Genomic DNA, 17,874 nt, shown 5'->3' with positions numbered 1-17,874 from the left:
TGCCTTAAACCTTGCGCTCGCCCCGCTTGATCCGGATCAGCCCGGAAATGTCGTCGTCGCCGTAGCCTTCGCTCATCAGCTGGGCGAAGTCGGCGAGTGATTTCTCGATGACGGAACGATCGGTGCCTGCATCCACCGCCACGCCGCGCACGATGCCCAGATCCTTGTGCAACAGCGCCAGCTTGAAGCCAACGGAGAATTCGTTGCGCAACATGGTGGCGCCGCGTTTTTCCAGGAACCAGTTGCCGGCCGCGCCGGCGCCCAAGGTGGGCAACAAGGCTTCGGCGTCCAGCCCCAGGGCTTCGCCCAGCGCCAGCCCTTCGGTCACGGCCTGCGCGATGCCGGCCACGATCACCTGGTTCACCGCCTTGGTCGACTGGCCTGCGCCGACACTACCCATGTGGGTCACTTTCACTGCATAGGCTTCCAGCACGGGCCGCGCTTTTTCCAGCGCTGCCGCGTCGCCGCCCACCATCACCGACAGCTTGCCGTTGCGCGCGCCTTCCACGCCGCCGGACACCGGCGCATCGAGGAACGCGATGCCTTTCTCCGCCAGCATCTGCGCTGCGCGCAGCGCGGTGGCGGGCGCGACGGTTGAATGGTCGACCACTACGGACCCTTCGCGCAGGTGCGGCAGCAGCGCGGCCACGTTGTCCAGCACGTCCTGGTCGGCCGTGACGCACAGCGCCACCACATCGCTCATCGATGCCATGGCTTCGATCGAAGGCGCGTCCACGCCCAGGTCGCCAGCGAGGTCGTAGGCCTTCTGCTGCGTGCGGTTACCCACCGCCACCAGCAGGCCCTTCTCATGAAGATGGCGCGCCATCGACGCACCCATCGCACCCAGGCCGATGAAAGAAGCACGCAATGTCATGGGCGGATGTCCTCGGCAAGATAGGTGTAACCGGTAAGGCCGGCGTTGAGTTCATTGAACAGACCATCACCGGTGACGCCGGCCGCGGCCAGGCGGTCCCGGTACGCCTGGCGCAGGGCGGCAAGGTCGTAACCGACGTAGTCGAGCATCAGGTCGGTGGTGTCGCCACGGCGAACATGGGCGAATTCGAAGCCATCGCTGCCGGCCCGCACGTTTACCGCGTCCGTATCGCCGAACAGGTTATGGATGTCGCCCAGGGTCTCCTGGTACGCGCCCACCATGAAGATGCCCAGGCAATACGATTCGCCATCACGCAAGGTATGCAGCGGCAGGCTTACGTCCACGCCCTCGGCATCCACATAGTTGTCGATGCGGCCATCCGAATCGCAGGTGAGGTCGGCGATCACGCCGCGGCGCGTGGGTTCTTCATCCAGGCGCGCCAGCGGCACGATGGGGAAGATCTGGTCGATCGCCCAGACGTCCGGGATGGATTCGAACACCGAGAAATTCACGAAATATTTGTCGACAAGCTTTTCGTCCAGTTCATCCAGCGCCTGGCGGTGCGCACGCTCGGTGGGTAGCAGGCGCGGGCGCACGGCGCTGGCAATGGCGTAGTACATGTCGTCCAGCTGCGCGCGGTCGCGCAGGCCAAGATGGCCTTCGGCATACAGCGAAAGGCCTTCGGCGTGGTGGTGCTGGGCTTCGTGGAACAATTCCAGCGGCGGGCGCTGGCCGAGCTCTGCCCAGGTGTCGCGCAGGTGGCGCAGCACGGCCGGCTCACCTTCGCGCGGCTCCGCCACGATGCCCGCTGGCACGGCTTCCACTTCGGTCACATTCACCACCATCACCGCGTGGTGCGCGGTCATGGCGCGGCCGCTCTCGGTGACGATGCGCGGCGCTGGCAACCCCAGGCGCTCTACCGCTTCGGCCAAGGGGGTGACAATGCTGGCGGCGTACTGCTCGAGGTTGTAGTTCATCGAGTTGTAGCTACGCGAACGCGTACCGTCGTAGTCAACGCCAAGGCCACCGCCTACGTCGACGATGTCGATCGGCGCGCCCGCGGCGCGCAATTCCACGAAATAGCGCACCGCCTCGCGCATGCCGGCGGAGATGTCGCGCACGTTGGAGATCTGCGAGCCCATGTGGAAGTGCTGCAGGCGCAGGGTGTGGGTGAGGCCTTCGGCATCCAGGCGGGCGATCAACTCCAGCACCTGGCCGGGCGAGAGCCCGAACTTGCCCTTGTCGCCACCGGTGTTCTGCCATTTGCCGGCACCGATCGAGGCCAGGCGCACGCGCACCCCCAGCAGGGGCTCCACGCCTAGGGATTTCGACTCCGCCAGCACGTGTTCGAGCTCGGAAAGCTTTTCGATCACGATATGGACGGAAAGCCCGAGCTTGCGGCCGATCAGGGCCAGGCGGATGTATTCGCGGTCTTTGTAGCCATTGCAGACCACCAGGCTGCCCGGACGGGCCATCGCCAGCACGGCCATCAGTTCAGGCTTGGAGCCCGCTTCCAGGCCGAAACCGTGTTCGCCGGCGGCCACCAGTTCGCTCACCACGCCGCGCTGCTGGTTCACCTTGATCGGGTAGACGGCCGTATAGGCGGCCGGATAGCGGGAATCGGCGATGGCCTTGCCGAAGGCCGCCTGCAGGCGGGCAAGGCGATTGGCCAGGATGTCCGGGAAGCGGATCAACAGCGGCAGGCGCAGGCCCTGCGCGCGGGCGGCATCCACGATGGCCGGCAGGTTCAGTTTCGCGCCGCCAGGCCCGTGCGGTTGCATCACCAGCTGCCCGGCCTGGTCGATGTCGACATAACCATCGCTCCAATGCGGCACGGCGTAGGTCTGCCGCGCGCGGTCGATGTCCCAGGAAGTACCCATCGGCCCTCTCTCCTCGTCGTTATCGGATTCCCGGCGTGCCTTGGGCCGGGAATTTATAGCGTCGCAGCGGCGAGCCTAGACGAAACATGCCTGGCGACCGGGAGCCTCGCACGCCGCGGGGCCGTCCAGGATGTACCCGGGTTCCAGGCCCGGGCCGCTTATTGTAACGGTGCAGGATGACAACGGAATGGGATCGAAGGCCAGGTTGCGACGATTTCGACGGACAGCCTGGAGGGCATAAGCCGCTACAATGGCCGTTTTCACCCTCCTGCCCCGGGATCGCGTCATGTCGCAGCTCAGCTGGTTCACCGAAGCCCACCAGGCCTCCGGTTCCTCCATCGGTTTTCGTGTCGAGCGTCTGCTTCATGCAGAGAAAACGCCTTTCCAGACGATCGAGATCTACCAGACCACCGACTGGGGCAACCTGATGGTGATCGATGGCTGCGTGATGCTCACCAGCCGCGACAACTTCCTGTACCACGAAATGATGACCCACCCGGCGCTGTTCACCCACGCCCGTGCCAAGCGCGTGGTGATCATCGGTGGCGGCGATTGCGGCACCCTGCGCGAAGTGCTCAAGCATGAGGAAGTGGAATCGGCGGTGCAGGTAGAGATCGACGAGCGCGTCACCCGTCTGGCCGAGGAATATTTCCCGGAGCTGTGCGAAAGCAACAACGACCCGCGCGCGCAGCTGTTGTTTATCGATGGCATCAAGTACATGGCCGAGGCCGAGCCTGAATCGCTCGACCTGATCATCGTCGACTCCACCGATCCTGTCGGCCCCGCCGAGGGCCTGTTCAACTCAGCCTTCTATACCACCTGCTACAAGGCGCTCCGCCACGGTGGCATCCTGGTGCAGCAGTCCGAATCGCCGCTGGCCCATATCGAGCTGATCAAGGCGATGCGCTCGGCCATGCGTACCTCCGGCTTCGGCGCCGTGCGCACCCTGCCCTTCCCGCAGCCGTGCTACCCCACCGGCTGGTGGAGCTGCACCATGGCCCGCAAGGGCGCGGACCTGGGCGGTTTCCGCGAGCGTGGCGCGATCTCGAAGAACTTCGCCACGAAGTACTACAACGCCGAAACCCACAAGGGTGCACTGGCCCAGCCGGAATTCATGCGCGAGGCGTTGGGGGACTGACCCTCAGCTTTTCGGGCGCGCCGGCACGTAACCTGCCGGCGCCTCGGCCGGAATACCGTAGGCATTGAGCGCGGCCAGTATCACGCTCATCTCGGTACCGCCATTGCGCGCCAGCATCAGCAGCCTTTGTGCCACCGGCTTCTCGCCCTGCGCCCGCACGTTCAGCTGGGCGAAGTTCTGCATCTGCCACACCAGGTTCACCCTGGCACGGCGCGCATCGGCCTGCTGGGCGTCATCGGGCGAGAGCACCTCGCGAAGATGCAAACCCAACGACCGCCCCAACGGGCTGGAACCCCACTCAAGTACCTTGCCCAGGCGCAGGCAATCGTTTCGGATGCCTTCGTCGTCCTTGTGCGCTTCGCAATACCGCGCCGTGGCAGGGAAGGCGGGCAGCGGCTGGGTGGCGCCCAGGCCATAGACGATGGTCAGCTGCACCCCGGCACTGCCGGCGCCGGACAGCGGATCGTAGGTTTCAGGCGGCGGAGGTAGCTGGCTTACCGTGCGGGCCAGCGCCTGCAGGCTGCTGCCGAGGTAATCGTCGTAGCTTTTTGCCTGCGCCGCCCGGGTGAGGTCGGCGCGAACGTCGTCATCCCTGGCGGCAGAAAGATCACGGCCGAGCGCCAGCATCCACACCGCGGCATTGTCCGGCACCTGTTGCTTCAGGCTGGCCATGGCGTCGGCATTCGGGCAGGTGCCCGCCTTGCCATCGCAATCGGCCAGCTGGGCCCAGCTCACCGACGGCCCCGCGCCATCACCCCGGGCGGCCCGCTCCAGCAGGGTGTGATAGCTCAGGGTTTCAGGGGGCCGGGCCAGCGGCCGGGCCAACAGGGCAGCGCCCAGCAGCGGCTGGGCATCGGTGCGCAGGGCCAGCACGCTGGCCAGATCCTGCTGGAATTTAAGCAGTGCAGCCTGGCGATCCCGCGGTGCGGGCGTTTTCGCCGCGAGGGCGGCCAGGGGCAGCGCCGCAGTGGCTAAGGCAAGGGCCAGGGCAAGGGGGCGCAATCCGCGCATGGCTCTACTCCAGGGGGCAAAACCGCAAGGATACGGGTCGTTTCTGAACGGTGGGACCAGGGGGGTATCGCATATGTGAAGAAAACCCTTGCTACTATCGGGTTTCGCTCCAGGCGATGTGGGCCGCCTCCGACAATCTGAGCCCACCGTCTGCCCCACGAATCCTGCTTCAGAACAGGAGCGTTCCATGGAATCCTTTACCGCCCTCACTTCGGCATCCGCACCCTGGTTTGTCGGCTGGGGCACGCTCGCCCTCATCAATGCGGGCCTGGCCCAGGGCAAGAACCGCAGCGGCGTGCTCTGGTTCGTGCTCTCGCTGATCCTTGGCCCGGTGGCCACCCTGATCCTGGTAGTGATGCCCCGCGCGAGGGGGAAATTCTTCTAGCGCCGCGTCGAACCCGGTAGGCTTGGAGGTACCTCCTTTCCAGGCAAGGTCTATCCGATGCTGACGATGCTCGTAGCAAGCAGTAAGGGCGGTTGCGGCAAGACCACGGTAGTCACCCAGGCGGCGTCCCATTACGCCCAGGCCAACAAGCGCGTAGCCATCGTCGACGCAGACCGGCAACAGTCCAGTTACCGGTGGGCAGCCCGAAGGCCGGAGAACGTTCCCGGCGTGCTGGCAGTGGACGGCGGCCGCAAGGCACTGGAGAAACTTCCCGAAGATACCGACGTTGCCATCGTCGATACCCCTGCCGGCGTCACCGAGAAAGAACTCGAGCCCTACCTTGAACAGGCCAGCGTGCTGGTGGTGCCGGTGCTGCCATCGAGCTTCGACCTGGACGCCACCACCGATTTCCTCAAACTGCTGCACGGTATCCCGCGCGTGCGCCGTGGCAAGCTGCCGGTGGCCCTGGTGGGCAACCGCCTGAAGCCATGGACCAACGCCAGCCAGGATGCCATGGTGCAGCTGGCCGAGGCATCACCGTTCCCGGTGGTGGCACAGCTTCGCGACAGCCAGGCCTATGTGTTGCTTACCGCACTGGGTAAAGGCATCTTCGATTACCACTCCGAGAATGTCCGTGGCCACCAGGACGACTGGAGCAAGTTGTTGCGATGGATCAAGCGCAGCAGCTAAGGCACCACGCTCCCACGCAAGACGAACCAGAAGGAAAACACCATGCGTGAACTGATCCTCCTTCGCCACGCGGAAACCGAAGAGCTCTGCTCCGGTGAAAGCGACCGCGACCGACAACTCACCGAACACGGCCGTGCCGAGGCCATCGAAGCCGGCAAATGGCTGGCCGACCACAAACTCAGCATCGACCGCGTGCTGTGTTCGCCGGCCAAACGTACCCGGCAGACGGCGGAACTTGCGCTGCCGAACCTCCCCATCACCGAAGCCCTTGAGATCTACGACGCCACTCCCGGCACCCTGTTCACCCTGATCGACCAGCACCAGGACGCCATCACCCTGGTACTGGTGGGCCACAACCCGGGCATCGAGCAACTCGTCGCCCTGCTGGTGGAAGGCCGATCGGAAGACTATCGCGGCATGCCGCCCGGGGCCCTGGCCCGCCTGCGCGTGGCGGCCGGCCCGCTGGAACCGGGGTCGGCCACCCTGGAGGCGTTCTGGTCGCCATGAAGTACCTGGCGGGGCCGTTCGCGGCCCTGCTGCTCTCCGGCGTCGCGTCCGCGGCTGCCATCCACGGCCCGCTGCACATCGACGAAGCGCACTCGCGCGCGGAGTTCGGTGTGCGGCTGCTGTGGGTAACGAAAGTGACCGGCGTGTTCGAACGCATCCGCGGCACCATCGACATCGACCCCGACGACAACCGTGCCGTGGTGCAGGCGTCCATCGACGTGGAAAGCCTGCAGATGGATTCCAGCCGTTTCCGCAAATGGGTGCTGGCGCCTGAGTTCTTCGACTACACGCGCTACCCCTCGATCGGTTTCGTCTCCACCCGCATCCCCCTTGACGCCCTGGGCAACGGCGACCGCCTCGATGGCCAGCTGACCATGCGCGGGGTGACCCAGCCGGTGCACTTCACCATCCTTCGATCGGATTGCACCGCCACCCACCTGAGCGGCTGCACCCTGCAGGCCCTGGGCGCGATCGACCGCACCGATTTCGACATGCGCGGACGCCGCGGCGCCCTGGCCGACAGGGTCGAACTGGGCCTGTCGATCACCATCGGTCCGTAGACACAGCCATTGCGTCGCGCCCGGCTATGATGGCGCCCATGCGCCGCATCGCTCTCGTCCTCCTGCTGGCCACCGCTGCGTTCGCGCAGGGTTGCACGCTGTCGCACGCCAATATCCGCAAGGCCGACGCGATCGTGATGCAGGCGCAGGATGCCGTGCCCACCTGCCACCAGCCGGATAACTGCGCGGCGCCTTCCGCCCTGCTGGACCAGGCCAACGCCGAGCTTGCGTCTTCCACCGCCGATGCCCCCCACCACGCCATCGGCCTGCTCGAGGACGGCGAATCGGCCATGGTGGCCCGGCTGAACCTGATCCGCGGCGCCCGCCACAGTATCGACGTGCAGACCTACATCTGGCAGCAGGACGATGCCGGCAAGCTGATCCTGGACCAGCTGGTGGAAGCGGCCCGGCGCGGGGTGAAAGTACGCATCCTGGCCGACCAGCTGTTCGCCTTCGGCGACGCGAAACTGCTGGCCACCCTGGCGCGCACCCGTGCCAATTTCGAGGTACGCCTGTACAACCCCACCTTCCGCAAGGCCCATACACCGCCGCTGGAATTCGCCGCCGGTGTCGTGTGCTGTTTCCTGCGCTTCAACCAGCGCATGCACAACAAGTTGCTGCTGGTGGACGATGCCATCGGCATCACCGGCGGCCGCAACTACGAAGACCGCTACTTCGACTGGAACGACGAGTTCGATTACCGCGACCGCGATGTGGTCGTGGGCGGCCCGGTAGCGCGGACCATGGCGACGAGCTTCGACACCTTCTGGAACCACAAGCGCAGCGTGCCGCTGACCCACCTGCGCGACGTGAACCGGCAGATCCGCAGCGACGGGCCCGACGCGCCGCGCTGGGTGGAACCGGCTTACTCCCGGCCCGACCGGGTGAGCGACGCACTGGCCGAGGCCGCCGATCCGCAGTGGGTGCAGGAGCACCTGGTAGCCAATTCCATTCCCGTGGGCCGTGTGGATTACCTCTCGGATCTTCCCGGCAAAACGGAGAAGCCGGCCGATCGCGAGGACCGCGAGCTCACCGGCCGCATCATGGGAATGCTCAGCGCCGCACGCCGCGAAGTGGTGCTGCAGACGCCCTACCTGGTATTGAGTGACCGCGCCAAGAAGCTCTTCCGCGCACTGCACAAACGCCCCGATGCGCCGCGGGTGGTGGTATCCACCAATTCACTGGCCTCCACCGATGCCTTCGCCGTGTATGCCATTTCCTATAAGCACCGGAAGGCGTATTTCACCAAGTACGGCTTCGAGATCTACGAGATGAAGCCGCAGGTTGAAGATAGGCCCGACACCGACGAAGGCGTGAGCTACGACGTTTTCCACGCCCCGTCCGGTGGTCGGCGGAATGCTTCACCCAGCGAGGAACCGGGCCTCTTCGGCAGCCGTAACGGCCGCGGCCGTCGCAACCGTCCCGCCCCGCTACGCACCGCCGGCATGCGCATCGGCCTGCACGCCAAATCCATCGTGGTGGATGACAGCTTCGCCATGGTCGGCACGCACAATTTCGATCCCCGCTCGGACCACTACAACACCGAATCGGGCGTGGTGGTATACGACCGTCCGTTTGCCGATGCGCTGCGCGCCTCGATCATGAGCGACACCCGGCCTGAGAACGCCTGGGTGGTGGCGCCGCGCAAACCCACCATTCCGGTGCTGGGGCAGATCAGCGAAGCGCTGGGGGATGTATCGGAGAAACTGCCCCTGTTCGACCTCTGGCCCTTCCGCTACACGACCAACTACGACCTCAACCCGGGCTGCATGCCCAAGCGGCCGAACGACGCGCAGTTCTTCCAGTGCTATCACGCCGTGGGCGATTTCCCTGAAGTGAACCTGTCGCTGAAGATGATCTACACGCGGTTGCTCACCGCGTTCGGCTCGGCCTCGTCGGGCATCCTTTAGCGATCGATGGTGCGCTGTACGGGATAGGTGCGCTTGGGCATCACCGCCGGTAGTGGCGGCACGGCGGCGCGGGACATGGGCGAACGCAACGACACCCGACGGCGCTCCACCTGGGGCGGCCCGTAGGTGAGCTCGGTGAGCCATGCGGTGGCGGTGACCCCCAGCATCAGCACCAGCAGGCTGAAGCCGAAGGTAAAACGCAATGGCGGCATCACCGAAGCCACGATCTCAAGGACGTTCGAGGATGGCGGTGACGCCCATGCCGCCGGCGGTGCAGATCGAGATCAGGCCACGGCCCGAGCCCTTCTGTTCCAGCAGCTTCGCCAGGCTCGCCACGATACGCGCGCCAGTGGCGGCGAACGGATGCCCCGCGGCAAGGCTCGAGCCATGCACGTTCAACTTCGCCGGATCGATCGAACCCAGGGCCGGCCGGCCCAGTCGACGCTGGCAGTAGTCTTCCGATTCCCACGCGCGCAATGTGCACAGCACCTGGGCGGCGAAGGCTTCGTGGATCTCGTAGAAGTCGAAATCCTGCAGGGTGAGCCCCGCGCGATCGAGCATGCGCGGCACGGCCACGGTGGGCGCCATCAGCAGGCCCTCGCCATGGACGAAATCCACCGCCGCCACTTCACTGTGGGTCATGTAGGCCTGGATGGTCAGGCCGCGTTCGGCGGCCCACGCATCGCTTGCCAGCAGCACCGCCGCCGCGCCGTCGGAAAGACCGGTGGAGTTACCCGCGGTGAGCGTGCCGTGGCCGGTGGTCTTGTCGAAGGCGGGCTTCAACGTGGCGAGCTTCTCCATCGAGGTATCCGGCCGCAGGAAGCCATCACGCTTCAGGCCGCGGAAGGGCACCAGCAGGTCGTTGAAGAAGCCGGCATCGTAGGCCGCGGCGAGCTTGTGGTGGCTTTCCATGGCCAGGCGATCCTGCGCCTGGCGCTCGATATGCCACTCGCGGGCCATCAGTTCGCAATGGTCGCCCATGGATTTACCCGTGCGCGGCTCGGCCACGCCGGGAAACGAGGGCTTCAGTTCCCGGAAGGAGAAGCCGCGCGTGGCCGCACGGAATTTTTCCTTGAGGGTTTTGGCGCGATTGACCGACAGCAGGCGCTTGCGCAACCGCGTGCCAAACACGATGGGCACGTCGCTGGTGGTGTCCGAGCCGCCGGCGATACCCGCCTGGATCTGCCCGGTGGCAATCTTGTTGGCGATGATGATGGCGTTGTCGAGCGACGTACCGCACGCGCGGGCGGTGGTGATGCCCGGTGTGGTGGGGGCCAGGCCCGACGACAGCAGTGCTTCCCGGGCGAGATTCCAGTCCGACGGATGGCGGATCACCGCGCCCATCGCCACTTCGCCCAGCTCCACCCCGTGCAGGCCGAAGCGTTCGACCAGTGCACCCAACACCTTGACGGACATACCGAAATTGCCGACGTCGGCGTAGGCGGTGTTGTTGCGGCAGAAGGGAATGCGGACGCCACCGACGACACCCACGCGCGTTTGCGGTTTTTCCATGCTCAAGACGATCAGCCACCTGGGGGTCGAACATGTGTTCGACGGGGATTCCAAGGCTAACGCGGGCAAGCCCGGTGGGAAAGCCTTAAAACACTCAATGTTAGAATCGCGGTTTATTCCCGTTGGGATTGACGCTGGTGAATGACGTAGTTGCCTGCCCGGCCGTGCTGGCCCTGGAGCTGGCTCCGGGCGAGATGCCCTCGCGCCTGATGCTCACCCGTGAAGAAGCCCAGGAACTGGCCGGCCTCGTCGCCGAAGACCTGCGAAACCTGCTGCCGGGTGTGGAGACATCGCGCCTGGCCGTGGCCGGCGCGTTATTCGATGCCGTGGAATTGCTGCGCCCGGGTTTCCCGGTGCACGCCACGCTCGACGAGCTTGCCCGGCGCATCCCGCGCGTGACCGGCGAGGCCGCCGTGGTGGCCTTTGGCAGTAACCAGGGGCAGATGCCAGCGCAGCCGCTGGTGCCCGACCCCACCTACGCCGGCGGCCCGATGCGCCTGTTGCCCTGGACACTATTGGCCGAGGAAGCCCAGGCCGAAGACCTCGCCGCACGGATCGAAACCGAACTTGTCGGTCGCGGCGAAGCCGGCTCGCGCACGTCTGATTTCCTCATGCGCACCCTGGGCGTGCGCTTCGAGCACGCCCGGTACCTGAGCCGCAACGACGTAATGGCCATGACCTGCGTGCAGTACGAGCACGTGAACCTGGCCCCGCTGTGGACCCTGCTCGAGGCGGCGCTGCTTACACCCTATAAAGAAGAATCCACGCTCACCCTGCGTGGCCTGCCCCTCCGTTACGGAGCCGGCCGGGTGTCGGCGCCGCCGCTGGCCGCCTGGTTTGCCGAACAGCCCGACAACGGCACCGACGACTCCGCGCATCAACTGGCGGGCATCCTCTTCGAACTTCGCCAATACGCGGCGGTGCTCAATGCCCACGGCATCGCCTTCGGATTCGAAGGCACGGCTCCCACCGTCGGCTACGCCATGGAAGCGGTGAACGATCCCAATCCCACCTTCGGCAAACCCAGGCTGTTCGCCCACCCGGCCCGGGGACTGGGGGTGGTAGCGGTGACGGTGGCGCAAACACACGGCTCGGCCGAGCCCCGGATCCTTGCCCACGGTTTTCCGCTGGCGGCCGACGCCATGGAAACCATGCTGCACGCGCTGCATGAGCGCTACCAGCCGGAGGACACCATCACCGACCTGGGCAAGCTGTTCCTTGCACCGGGCCGGCGTTTGGCCATTCCCGCCGCATCGGTCCATTAGCCGGGCCCGCCCAAAGCAGATACGCTGCAAATATCTCAAGGGCGAGTGAAAAGCAGATCATGGGCCGGCTTCCACCCCGGGACGGGAACGATGACCTCGCGTGGACCGCCAACGACCTGACGGCCCAGGTGCTGTCAGTGCTGCCCGGCCTGGTGGCCTACCTGGATTCCGAACGACGCTACCTGTACGCCAATCCCTCGTACCGGCGCTGGATGGTGGCCGAGCCTGAGGCCATGATCGGCCGCACGGTGGCCGAGGTGATCGGCGCGGAACGCTACGCCATGGTCGAAAAGGAACTGGACCTCGCCTACGCCGGCAGGGTCGGCCGGTTCGAGCGTTACATTCCCTATGGCGATAACGAGCGCTACATCAGCGGCAGTTACACACCCGACCTTGCACCCGACGGCAGCGTGCGCGGGGTGATCGTGCTGGTGGTGGACATCACCGAGCGCCACGAACTCGAATTGCAGTTGAAGGAAAGCCAGTCGCGTTTCCAGGGCGCCTTCGAACACGCCTCCATCGGCATGGCGCTGGTGCGCCCGGACGGCGGCTTCATGCAGGTGAACGGCGTGCTGGGACGCATGTTCGGCTACACCTCCGCCGTCCTGGTGACCAAGACCTTTCAGGAAATCACCCACCCGGACGACCTGGCCACCGACTTGCAGCTGTTGGGTGAGCTCGTTGCGGGCGAGCGCGAAACCTATCAGATGGAAAAGCGTTTTTTCCATCGCGATGGGCACACGGTGCACACGATGCTCAGCGTATCGCTGGTACGTGATATCGAAGGCGATCCGCTGTATTTCGTGTCGCAGATCCAGGACATCAGCGAACGCAAGGCGGCGGAAGCGGCGTTGTTCCACGAGCGCGAGCTGGCCCAGGTGACGCTGAAATCCATCGGCGACGCGGTGATCACCACCGACCTTGACCTGCGCATCACCTCGCTCAACCCCATCGCCGAAGCCATGACCGGATGGACCCACGCCGATGCATTGGGTCTGCCGATGGACGATGTGTTCCGCATCCGCGACGTCAATACCGGCCAGCCCGCCGACAATCCGCTGCGGGCGGCGATCAAGGGCAATGTCATCGTGGGGCTGGCCAGCGACACCTCGCTGATCCATCTGAACGGCTTCGACAGCCCGATCGAAGATTCCGCCGCGCCCATCCATGACAACAGCGGACGCGTGATCGGCGGCGTGCTGGTGTTCCACGACGTGAGCGAAACACGTGCACTGGCCATGAAGATGGCGCACCTGGCCAGCCACGACACGCTCACGGGCCTGCCCAACCGCAACGTGCTGCAGTCGCGCATGGAGCAGGCCATCGCCGACGCCCTGCCGCGGCACAAGCACGTGGCGGCGCTATTCATCGACATCGACCATTTCAAGCAAGTGAACGACGTGCTGGGCCACAAGGCCGGCGATCGTTTGCTCAAAGCCGTGGCGCAGCTGATCCGCAGCGAGATCGGCGAGGACGACATCGTCTCCCGGCTGGGCGGCGACGAGTTCGTGGTGATGCTGCCGCACGTGGACAATGCAGCCCAGGCGGTGGGCCTGGCCGAGCGATTGCTTGAGCGCGTGAACGAGGCGGTGTCCACGGAAGTGGCGGATCTGTCGGTGAATTTCTCCATCGGCATCAGCCTGTGTCCGGACGATGCCACCGATGCTGAAAACCTGATCCACAACGCCGACACGGCGATGTACGAAGCCAAGCAGCAGGGCCGCAACGGCTACCGCATGTTCAGCACCAACATGCGCCATCGCGGCGCGGCGCACGCGGCCATCGAAATGGCGCTGCGCAAGGCGTTGGTGCGCAATGAGCTATCCGTGCAGTACCAGCCCAAGGTAGACGTGCGCACCGGCTGGATCGTGGGCGCCGAGGCTTTGCTCCGCTGGATCGTGGACGGCGAGGAGGTGTATTCGCCGGAGGAATTCATCCCCATCGCCGAGGAAGCCGGGCTGATCGTGATGATTGGCGAATGGGTGCTTCGCCGCGCCTGCGAGCAGGCAGAGAAATGGCGTGCGGTGTACAAGCGCGTGCCGGTGTCGGTGAACGTCTCTGCCGTGCAGTTCCAGCACACGCGCTTCTTCGAAACATTGCAATCCGTGCTGGACGACACCGGCCTGCCCCCCGTGCTTCTGGAGCTGGAACTGACCGAGCGCATGGTGATGTCCGGCCACGGCCACGTGCCCGACCTGCTGCAGCGGATCAAGCAACTGGGCGTGAAGCTGTCACTGGACGACTTCGGCACCGGCTATTGCAGCTTGTCGTACCTCAAGCACTTCCCCATCGACACCCTGAAGATCGACCGCGCCTTCATCCGCGACATCGGCGCCGACCACCAGAGCACCACCATCACCGGCGCCATCGTCGCCCTGGCCCACAGCCTGGACAAGAACGTGGTCGCCGAAGGCGTGGAAACCACCGACCAGGCCGAATACCTGCTGGCCGCCGGCTGCCCGGTGATGCAGGGCTTCCTCTACGGCATGCCCATGCCTCCCGCCGACTTCGCCCACCTGCTGGCCGCCGCCGACGACCGCAACGACGAGTACTTTTAGAAGATCTGCTCGAGCATCGCGTAATCGCAGCGTTCCATGCCGAGGCTTGCGTAGGTTGACTGGGCGCGGGTGTTCTCGGTTTCGACGTAAAGGCGTGTGCCTACTGCGCCCGCTTCCATCGCACGCTCCTTCACTGCCTCATAGAGAGCGCGGAAAACACCCCTGCGCCGAGCTTGTTCCGCCACATAAACACTCTGCACCCACCAGAAGTCCCCGTTGCGCCAGTCGCTCCACTCGTAGGTGATCAACAGGCTGCCCGCCGGGATGCCGTCGAGTTCAGCCACCAGGTAAGTGCCGCGACGCGGGTCGGCGAATATGGCTTCGGTGCCCGGGCGAAGCACGGCTTCGTCCAGGTGCTTGTGCTCGGTTTCCAAGGCCATCGCGGCGTTCCACGCCACCAGATGGTCGATGTCCGCCGGGGTAGCGGTGCGGATGGTGATGCTCATGATGCGTCCTTCGGGCGGCGCGCACGGGACGCACCGAGTTTGCGGGTGAGGGTATTGCGGCCCACACCAAGCGAGGCCGCGGCCTGCTGGCGATGACCGCCGTTGCTAACCAACGCGGCCTGCAACAGCGTCTTGTCCAACGCCGCGCGGGCGCGGGCATGGATCTCCGGCTCATTATGCAACAGCGCCGCTTCCGCCCAGCGGCGCAGGGCGTCGGTCCAGTCGCTGGGCGAGGCATCGCGATCGCCGGCGGCGCCGAGGTCCGCCGGAAGAATCTCGCTGCCTGGTGCCACCACGGCCAGTCGCCGGCAGAGGTTTTCAAGCTCGCGTACGTTACCTGGGAAGTCGCGTTGCTCCATGATTTTTTGCGCCGCACGCGACAGTCGCTTGGGCGGCAGCTTGAATTCGTTGGCCGCTGTGCCGAGGAAATGCTTCGCCAGCAGCGGAATATCCGCGCGACGCTGGCGCAGCGCGGGAAGTTCGATGCGCACCACATCCACGCGGTGCTTGAGGTCGGCACGGAAATGCCCGGAGGCCACTCGCGCATCCAGATCCTGATGCGTGGCCGCCACGATGCGTACATTGCCGCGGATCAGCTCACGGCCGCCTACGCGATAGAACTCACCCCCTGCCAGCACGCGCAGCAGGCGAGTTTGCAGGGCCAGCGGCATGTCGCCGATTTCGTCGAGGAAAAGCGTACCGCCTTCGGCTTGTTCGAAGCGGCCGGCATGCCGGCGTGCCGCGCCGGTAAAGGCGCCCGCTTCATGGCCGAAGAGTTCGCTTTCAAGCAACTCCGAAGGAATGGCTGCGGTATTCAGGGCCACGAACGGCTTGTTGCGGCGCGCGCTTTCATCGTGCAACGCACGGGCTACCAACTCCTTACCGGTGCCGGTTTCACCGGTGATCAACACGTTGAGATCGCTGGCGGCGATACGGCCGATCAGGCGGAACACCTCACGCATGGCCACGCTCTCACCCAGCAGCGCATGCGCCGCCACGGTGGTCGGTGCCACCGCTTCACTGGGGGTGGCCGCAGCCAGGGCGCGCTCCACCGCCTCCACCGCCTGGTCCAGGTCGAACGGCTTGGCGACGTAATCGGCGGCGCCCGCGCGGTACGCCGCGGCGGTGGTGGCGACATCGGTAAAGGCGCTCATCACGATCACCGGTGCCACGGCGCGGGTGTGGAGATCCGCCAGCAAGCTAAGGCCGTCTTCGCCCGGCATGCGTACGTCGGTAAGAATGAGCGCGGGCTTGCCGTCGGCAAGGGCGTCGCGCAGTGCGCTCGCGTCACCAAACTCGCGCACCGTATGGCCGGCATCGCGCAGGGCCTCGGCCAGCACGAAACGGACGCCGCGGTCGTCATCGGCGATCCATACATCAGCCATGCGGCTTCTCCATCGGAAGAAAAAGGGAAAACACGGTATCGCCAGGTTCGCTGGCGAAGCGCAATTCGCCGCCATGCTCGCGAGCGATCTCGCGCGATAGCGCAAGCCCCAGGCCCGTGCCCTCGGGGCGACCGGATACCAGCGGCTGAAACAGGTTGTCGCGTAGTGCGTCGGGTACGCCGCGGCCGTCGTCGATCACGTCGATGCGCAAGGCGCTGCGTGCGTGCGGTTCGCCCAGGCGTACGCCATGTTCGACGCGTGTGCGGAAGATGAGCGTGGTGGCACCTGCTTCCACTGCGTTGCGCGCCAGGTTCAGCAACACCTGGAGCAGGCGATCGGAGTCGCCGGAGGAATCGGGAAGGCTGGGGTCGTAGTCGTGGCGGATGCGCGGCGAGGACGGTTCGGAGGTGACCAGCACTTCGAGCCGCTCGAGCAGTTCGTGGATGTTTACCGGTGCGACGCGGGCTACGCCGCCGTGGCGTAGAAGGCGGTCGGCCAGGGCGGATAGGCGGTCCGCTTCAGCTATCACCAGCGAAGCGAGGTTCTTCAAGTCTGCTTCGGCCACGCGGCGTTGCAAAAGCTGTGCGGCTCCCCGTAGACCAGCCAGAGGGTTCTTCACCTCGTGGGCGAAGCCCCGCAAGGTGGCTGACAGCGGCGTCGGCTCGGCGATGTCGCCGATCAGGGGGTGCACCTCTATAAGGACGGTGCCCTCTGCCAGCGGCTGAAGGGCGATGTCGGCGGTGACCGGGCGGCCGCGGGCCAACACGACATGGGCGCCGCGAAGCTGGAGCACCTGTCGCTCGGCCATGGCTCGCTCGGCCAGTTGGGCCAGGGCGGGTTCGCGGACGAAGGCGTCGAGCCTCTGGCCAAGGGCACTACGGGTACCTACACCGAGCCATTCGCCCATGGCGGGATTGAGCCAGCGGACGGCGAGGCTGGGGTCCACGACCGCCAGGCCGGTGCTGATGAGGGTGGCGATTTCGGTCGCTGGTGGTGCGTGCATTGCACCAATGTAGGGATTTTGGAGAGGGTTGGGAAGTTATTTCGTGGCCGCTGCTGGTAGCCAAAACAGCACGGTCGGAGTGCTATAGCCCAACTATGGCGACCGCGGAAGCGTTACTGATGCTAAATCGGGGGGTTAAGTTATCAGAGGTCTGCACGATCGCCTGCAAAGGAGGCTTCGCACACCATAGTCGTGCCCGGAGGCCCATAGTTTCAGCACTCGCTGAAACTATGGGGATTCTAGATTTGGCATGTCCAGAAGCCCGCGAATTTGCCGGATCCGGGCCAAGAGAAGCACACTCGACGACTACTTTGGGCCGACACCGGCGAAATCCGTTCGATTCGACCCCTTGGGTTCACCCTGGCCGGTCGTCTGACCGAATGTGGTGCGCCATCCACAATAGTTTGGCCGGCTTCGCCAAACCTTGACCGACGCCCATCATGACTGTCCACCGCTGGCAGGACTGAAGTCAGGCGTACGTGTAGCCACAGCGCGTTCGAATCCCACCTCTCCGTCAGAAGTCCTCCGAAAATCCCTTGTCTATCAAGGTGTTTTCTGTTTACTGCGTCCCTAGTATGTCATCGGGCGTGCCAGGCGGTGACATGGGCGCCTCGAGTCGCTCAAGTTGACATCGAGTTCGTCAGAGTGCGCGCGCTGTGTCGGCTGCTTTTCGTGCTCCGCGCCTCGACGCTACCTCATAGAAATGGATGGACAGGGCTCACTCCTTTTCCATGATCTGTGTTTCGTCTC

Annotated in this window: 16 protein-coding genes; 8 read left to right on the top strand and 8 right to left on the bottom strand. The window is 65.2% G+C overall.

The annotated features are described in order from the left end of the window. Positions 1–4 precede the first annotated feature (4 nt). On the bottom strand, positions 5–874 hold the full coding sequence (locus tag VGM61_RS16445; RefSeq protein WP_331523964.1) for an NAD(P)-dependent oxidoreductase: 870 nt from the start codon (positions 872–874) through the stop codon (positions 5–7). Further along, positions 871–2,754, bottom strand: coding sequence for a biosynthetic arginine decarboxylase (gene speA / locus VGM61_RS16440; RefSeq protein ID WP_331523963.1), 1,884 nt, complete (start codon positions 2,752–2,754; stop codon positions 871–873). Before speA ends, VGM61_RS16445 begins: the two co-directional genes overlap by 4 nt. 286 nt (positions 2,755–3,040) lie before the next feature. On the opposite strand from speA, the gene speE reads away from it, so the two are divergent. Further along, positions 3,041–3,892 (top strand): polyamine aminopropyltransferase, encoded by an 852-nt coding sequence (gene speE, locus VGM61_RS16435; protein ID WP_331523962.1) that lies wholly within the window; start codon positions 3,041–3,043, stop codon positions 3,890–3,892. A gap of 3 nt (positions 3,893–3,895) precedes the next feature. Here the strand turns inward: speE and VGM61_RS16430 are convergent, their stop codons facing one another. Continuing rightward, positions 3,896–4,903 carry a hypothetical protein gene (locus VGM61_RS16430; RefSeq protein ID WP_331523960.1) on the bottom strand — a complete coding sequence of 336 codons (1,008 nt, stop codon included), beginning with the start codon at positions 4,901–4,903 and terminating at the stop codon, positions 3,896–3,898. A 187-nt stretch (positions 4,904–5,090) separates the two neighbouring features. Here VGM61_RS16430 and VGM61_RS16425 point away from each other — a divergent pair, with 187 nt between their 5' ends. Genes VGM61_RS16425 through VGM61_RS16405 form a run of 5 tightly spaced genes read left to right on the top strand, consistent with a single transcriptional unit; the run spans position 5,091 to position 8,955 of the window. Then, positions 5,091–5,288, top strand: coding sequence for an antitermination protein NusB (locus VGM61_RS16425; protein ID WP_331523958.1), 198 nt, complete (start codon positions 5,091–5,093; stop codon positions 5,286–5,288). A gap of 57 nt (positions 5,289–5,345) precedes the next feature. Further along, complete coding sequence (locus VGM61_RS16420; RefSeq protein ID WP_331523957.1) at positions 5,346–5,978, top strand: ParA family protein; 633 nt, start codon at positions 5,346–5,348, stop codon at positions 5,976–5,978. A 42-nt stretch (positions 5,979–6,020) separates the two neighbouring features. After that, positions 6,021–6,485, top strand: a complete 465-nt coding sequence (locus tag VGM61_RS16415; protein ID WP_331523956.1) for a histidine phosphatase family protein — start codon at positions 6,021–6,023, stop codon at positions 6,483–6,485. Then, a complete protein-coding gene (locus VGM61_RS16410; RefSeq protein ID WP_331523955.1) occupies positions 6,482–7,045 on the top strand; it encodes a YceI family protein in 564 nt (187 codons plus the stop codon). The genes VGM61_RS16415 and VGM61_RS16410 overlap by 4 nt, the downstream gene beginning before the upstream one ends. Before the next feature lie 38 nt (positions 7,046–7,083). Then, on the top strand, positions 7,084–8,955 hold the full coding sequence (locus VGM61_RS16405) for a phospholipase D family protein (protein ID WP_414694906.1): 1,872 nt from the start codon (positions 7,084–7,086) through the stop codon (positions 8,953–8,955). On the opposite strand, the gene VGM61_RS16400 is transcribed toward VGM61_RS16405, so the two are convergent. Beyond that, entirely contained in the window at positions 8,952–9,167 is a 216-nt protein-coding gene (locus VGM61_RS16400; protein WP_331523954.1) for a hypothetical protein, read from the bottom strand. The two genes, VGM61_RS16405 and VGM61_RS16400, sit on opposite strands and share 4 nt — an antisense overlap. A gap of 16 nt (positions 9,168–9,183) precedes the next feature. Then, positions 9,184–10,467 (bottom strand): acetyl-CoA C-acetyltransferase, encoded by a 1,284-nt coding sequence (locus VGM61_RS16395; protein ID WP_331523997.1) that lies wholly within the window; start codon positions 10,465–10,467, stop codon positions 9,184–9,186. A 137-nt stretch (positions 10,468–10,604) separates the two neighbouring features. On the opposite strand from VGM61_RS16395, the gene VGM61_RS16390 reads away from it, so the two are divergent. Together VGM61_RS16390 and VGM61_RS16385 are read left to right on the top strand one after the other, a co-directional pair. Beyond that, positions 10,605–11,732, top strand: coding sequence for a hypothetical protein (locus VGM61_RS16390; RefSeq protein ID WP_331523953.1), 1,128 nt, complete (start codon positions 10,605–10,607; stop codon positions 11,730–11,732). 59 nt (positions 11,733–11,791) lie between these two features. Continuing rightward, complete coding sequence (locus VGM61_RS16385) at positions 11,792–14,290, top strand: sensor domain-containing protein (protein ID WP_331523952.1); 2,499 nt, start codon at positions 11,792–11,794, stop codon at positions 14,288–14,290. On the opposite strand, the gene VGM61_RS16380 is transcribed toward VGM61_RS16385, so the two are convergent. The 3 genes from VGM61_RS16380 to VGM61_RS16370 are packed head-to-tail and all read right to left on the bottom strand — an operon-like array spanning position 14,287 to position 17,124. Beyond that, positions 14,287–14,736: a GNAT family N-acetyltransferase gene (locus VGM61_RS16380; protein WP_331523951.1), complete on the bottom strand. Its 450-nt coding sequence runs from the start codon at positions 14,734–14,736 to the stop codon at positions 14,287–14,289. The two genes, VGM61_RS16385 and VGM61_RS16380, sit on opposite strands and share 4 nt — an antisense overlap. Beyond that, complete coding sequence (gene ntrC / locus VGM61_RS16375; RefSeq protein ID WP_331523949.1) at positions 14,733–16,121, bottom strand: nitrogen regulation protein NR(I); 1,389 nt, start codon at positions 16,119–16,121, stop codon at positions 14,733–14,735. Before ntrC ends, VGM61_RS16380 begins: the two co-directional genes overlap by 4 nt. Next, on the bottom strand, positions 16,114–17,124 hold the full coding sequence (locus tag VGM61_RS16370) for a two-component system sensor histidine kinase NtrB (RefSeq protein WP_331523948.1): 1,011 nt from the start codon (positions 17,122–17,124) through the stop codon (positions 16,114–16,116). Before VGM61_RS16370 ends, ntrC begins: the two co-directional genes overlap by 8 nt. Positions 17,125–17,874: the final 750 nt, after the last annotated feature.

The organism is Pinirhizobacter sp. (assembly GCF_036499745.1).
Classification (GTDB): domain Bacteria; phylum Pseudomonadota; class Gammaproteobacteria; order Xanthomonadales; family Rhodanobacteraceae; genus Pinirhizobacter.
The sequence above is the reverse complement of the archived record's forward strand: the minus strand, read 5'-3'. Positions and strand labels throughout refer to the sequence as shown.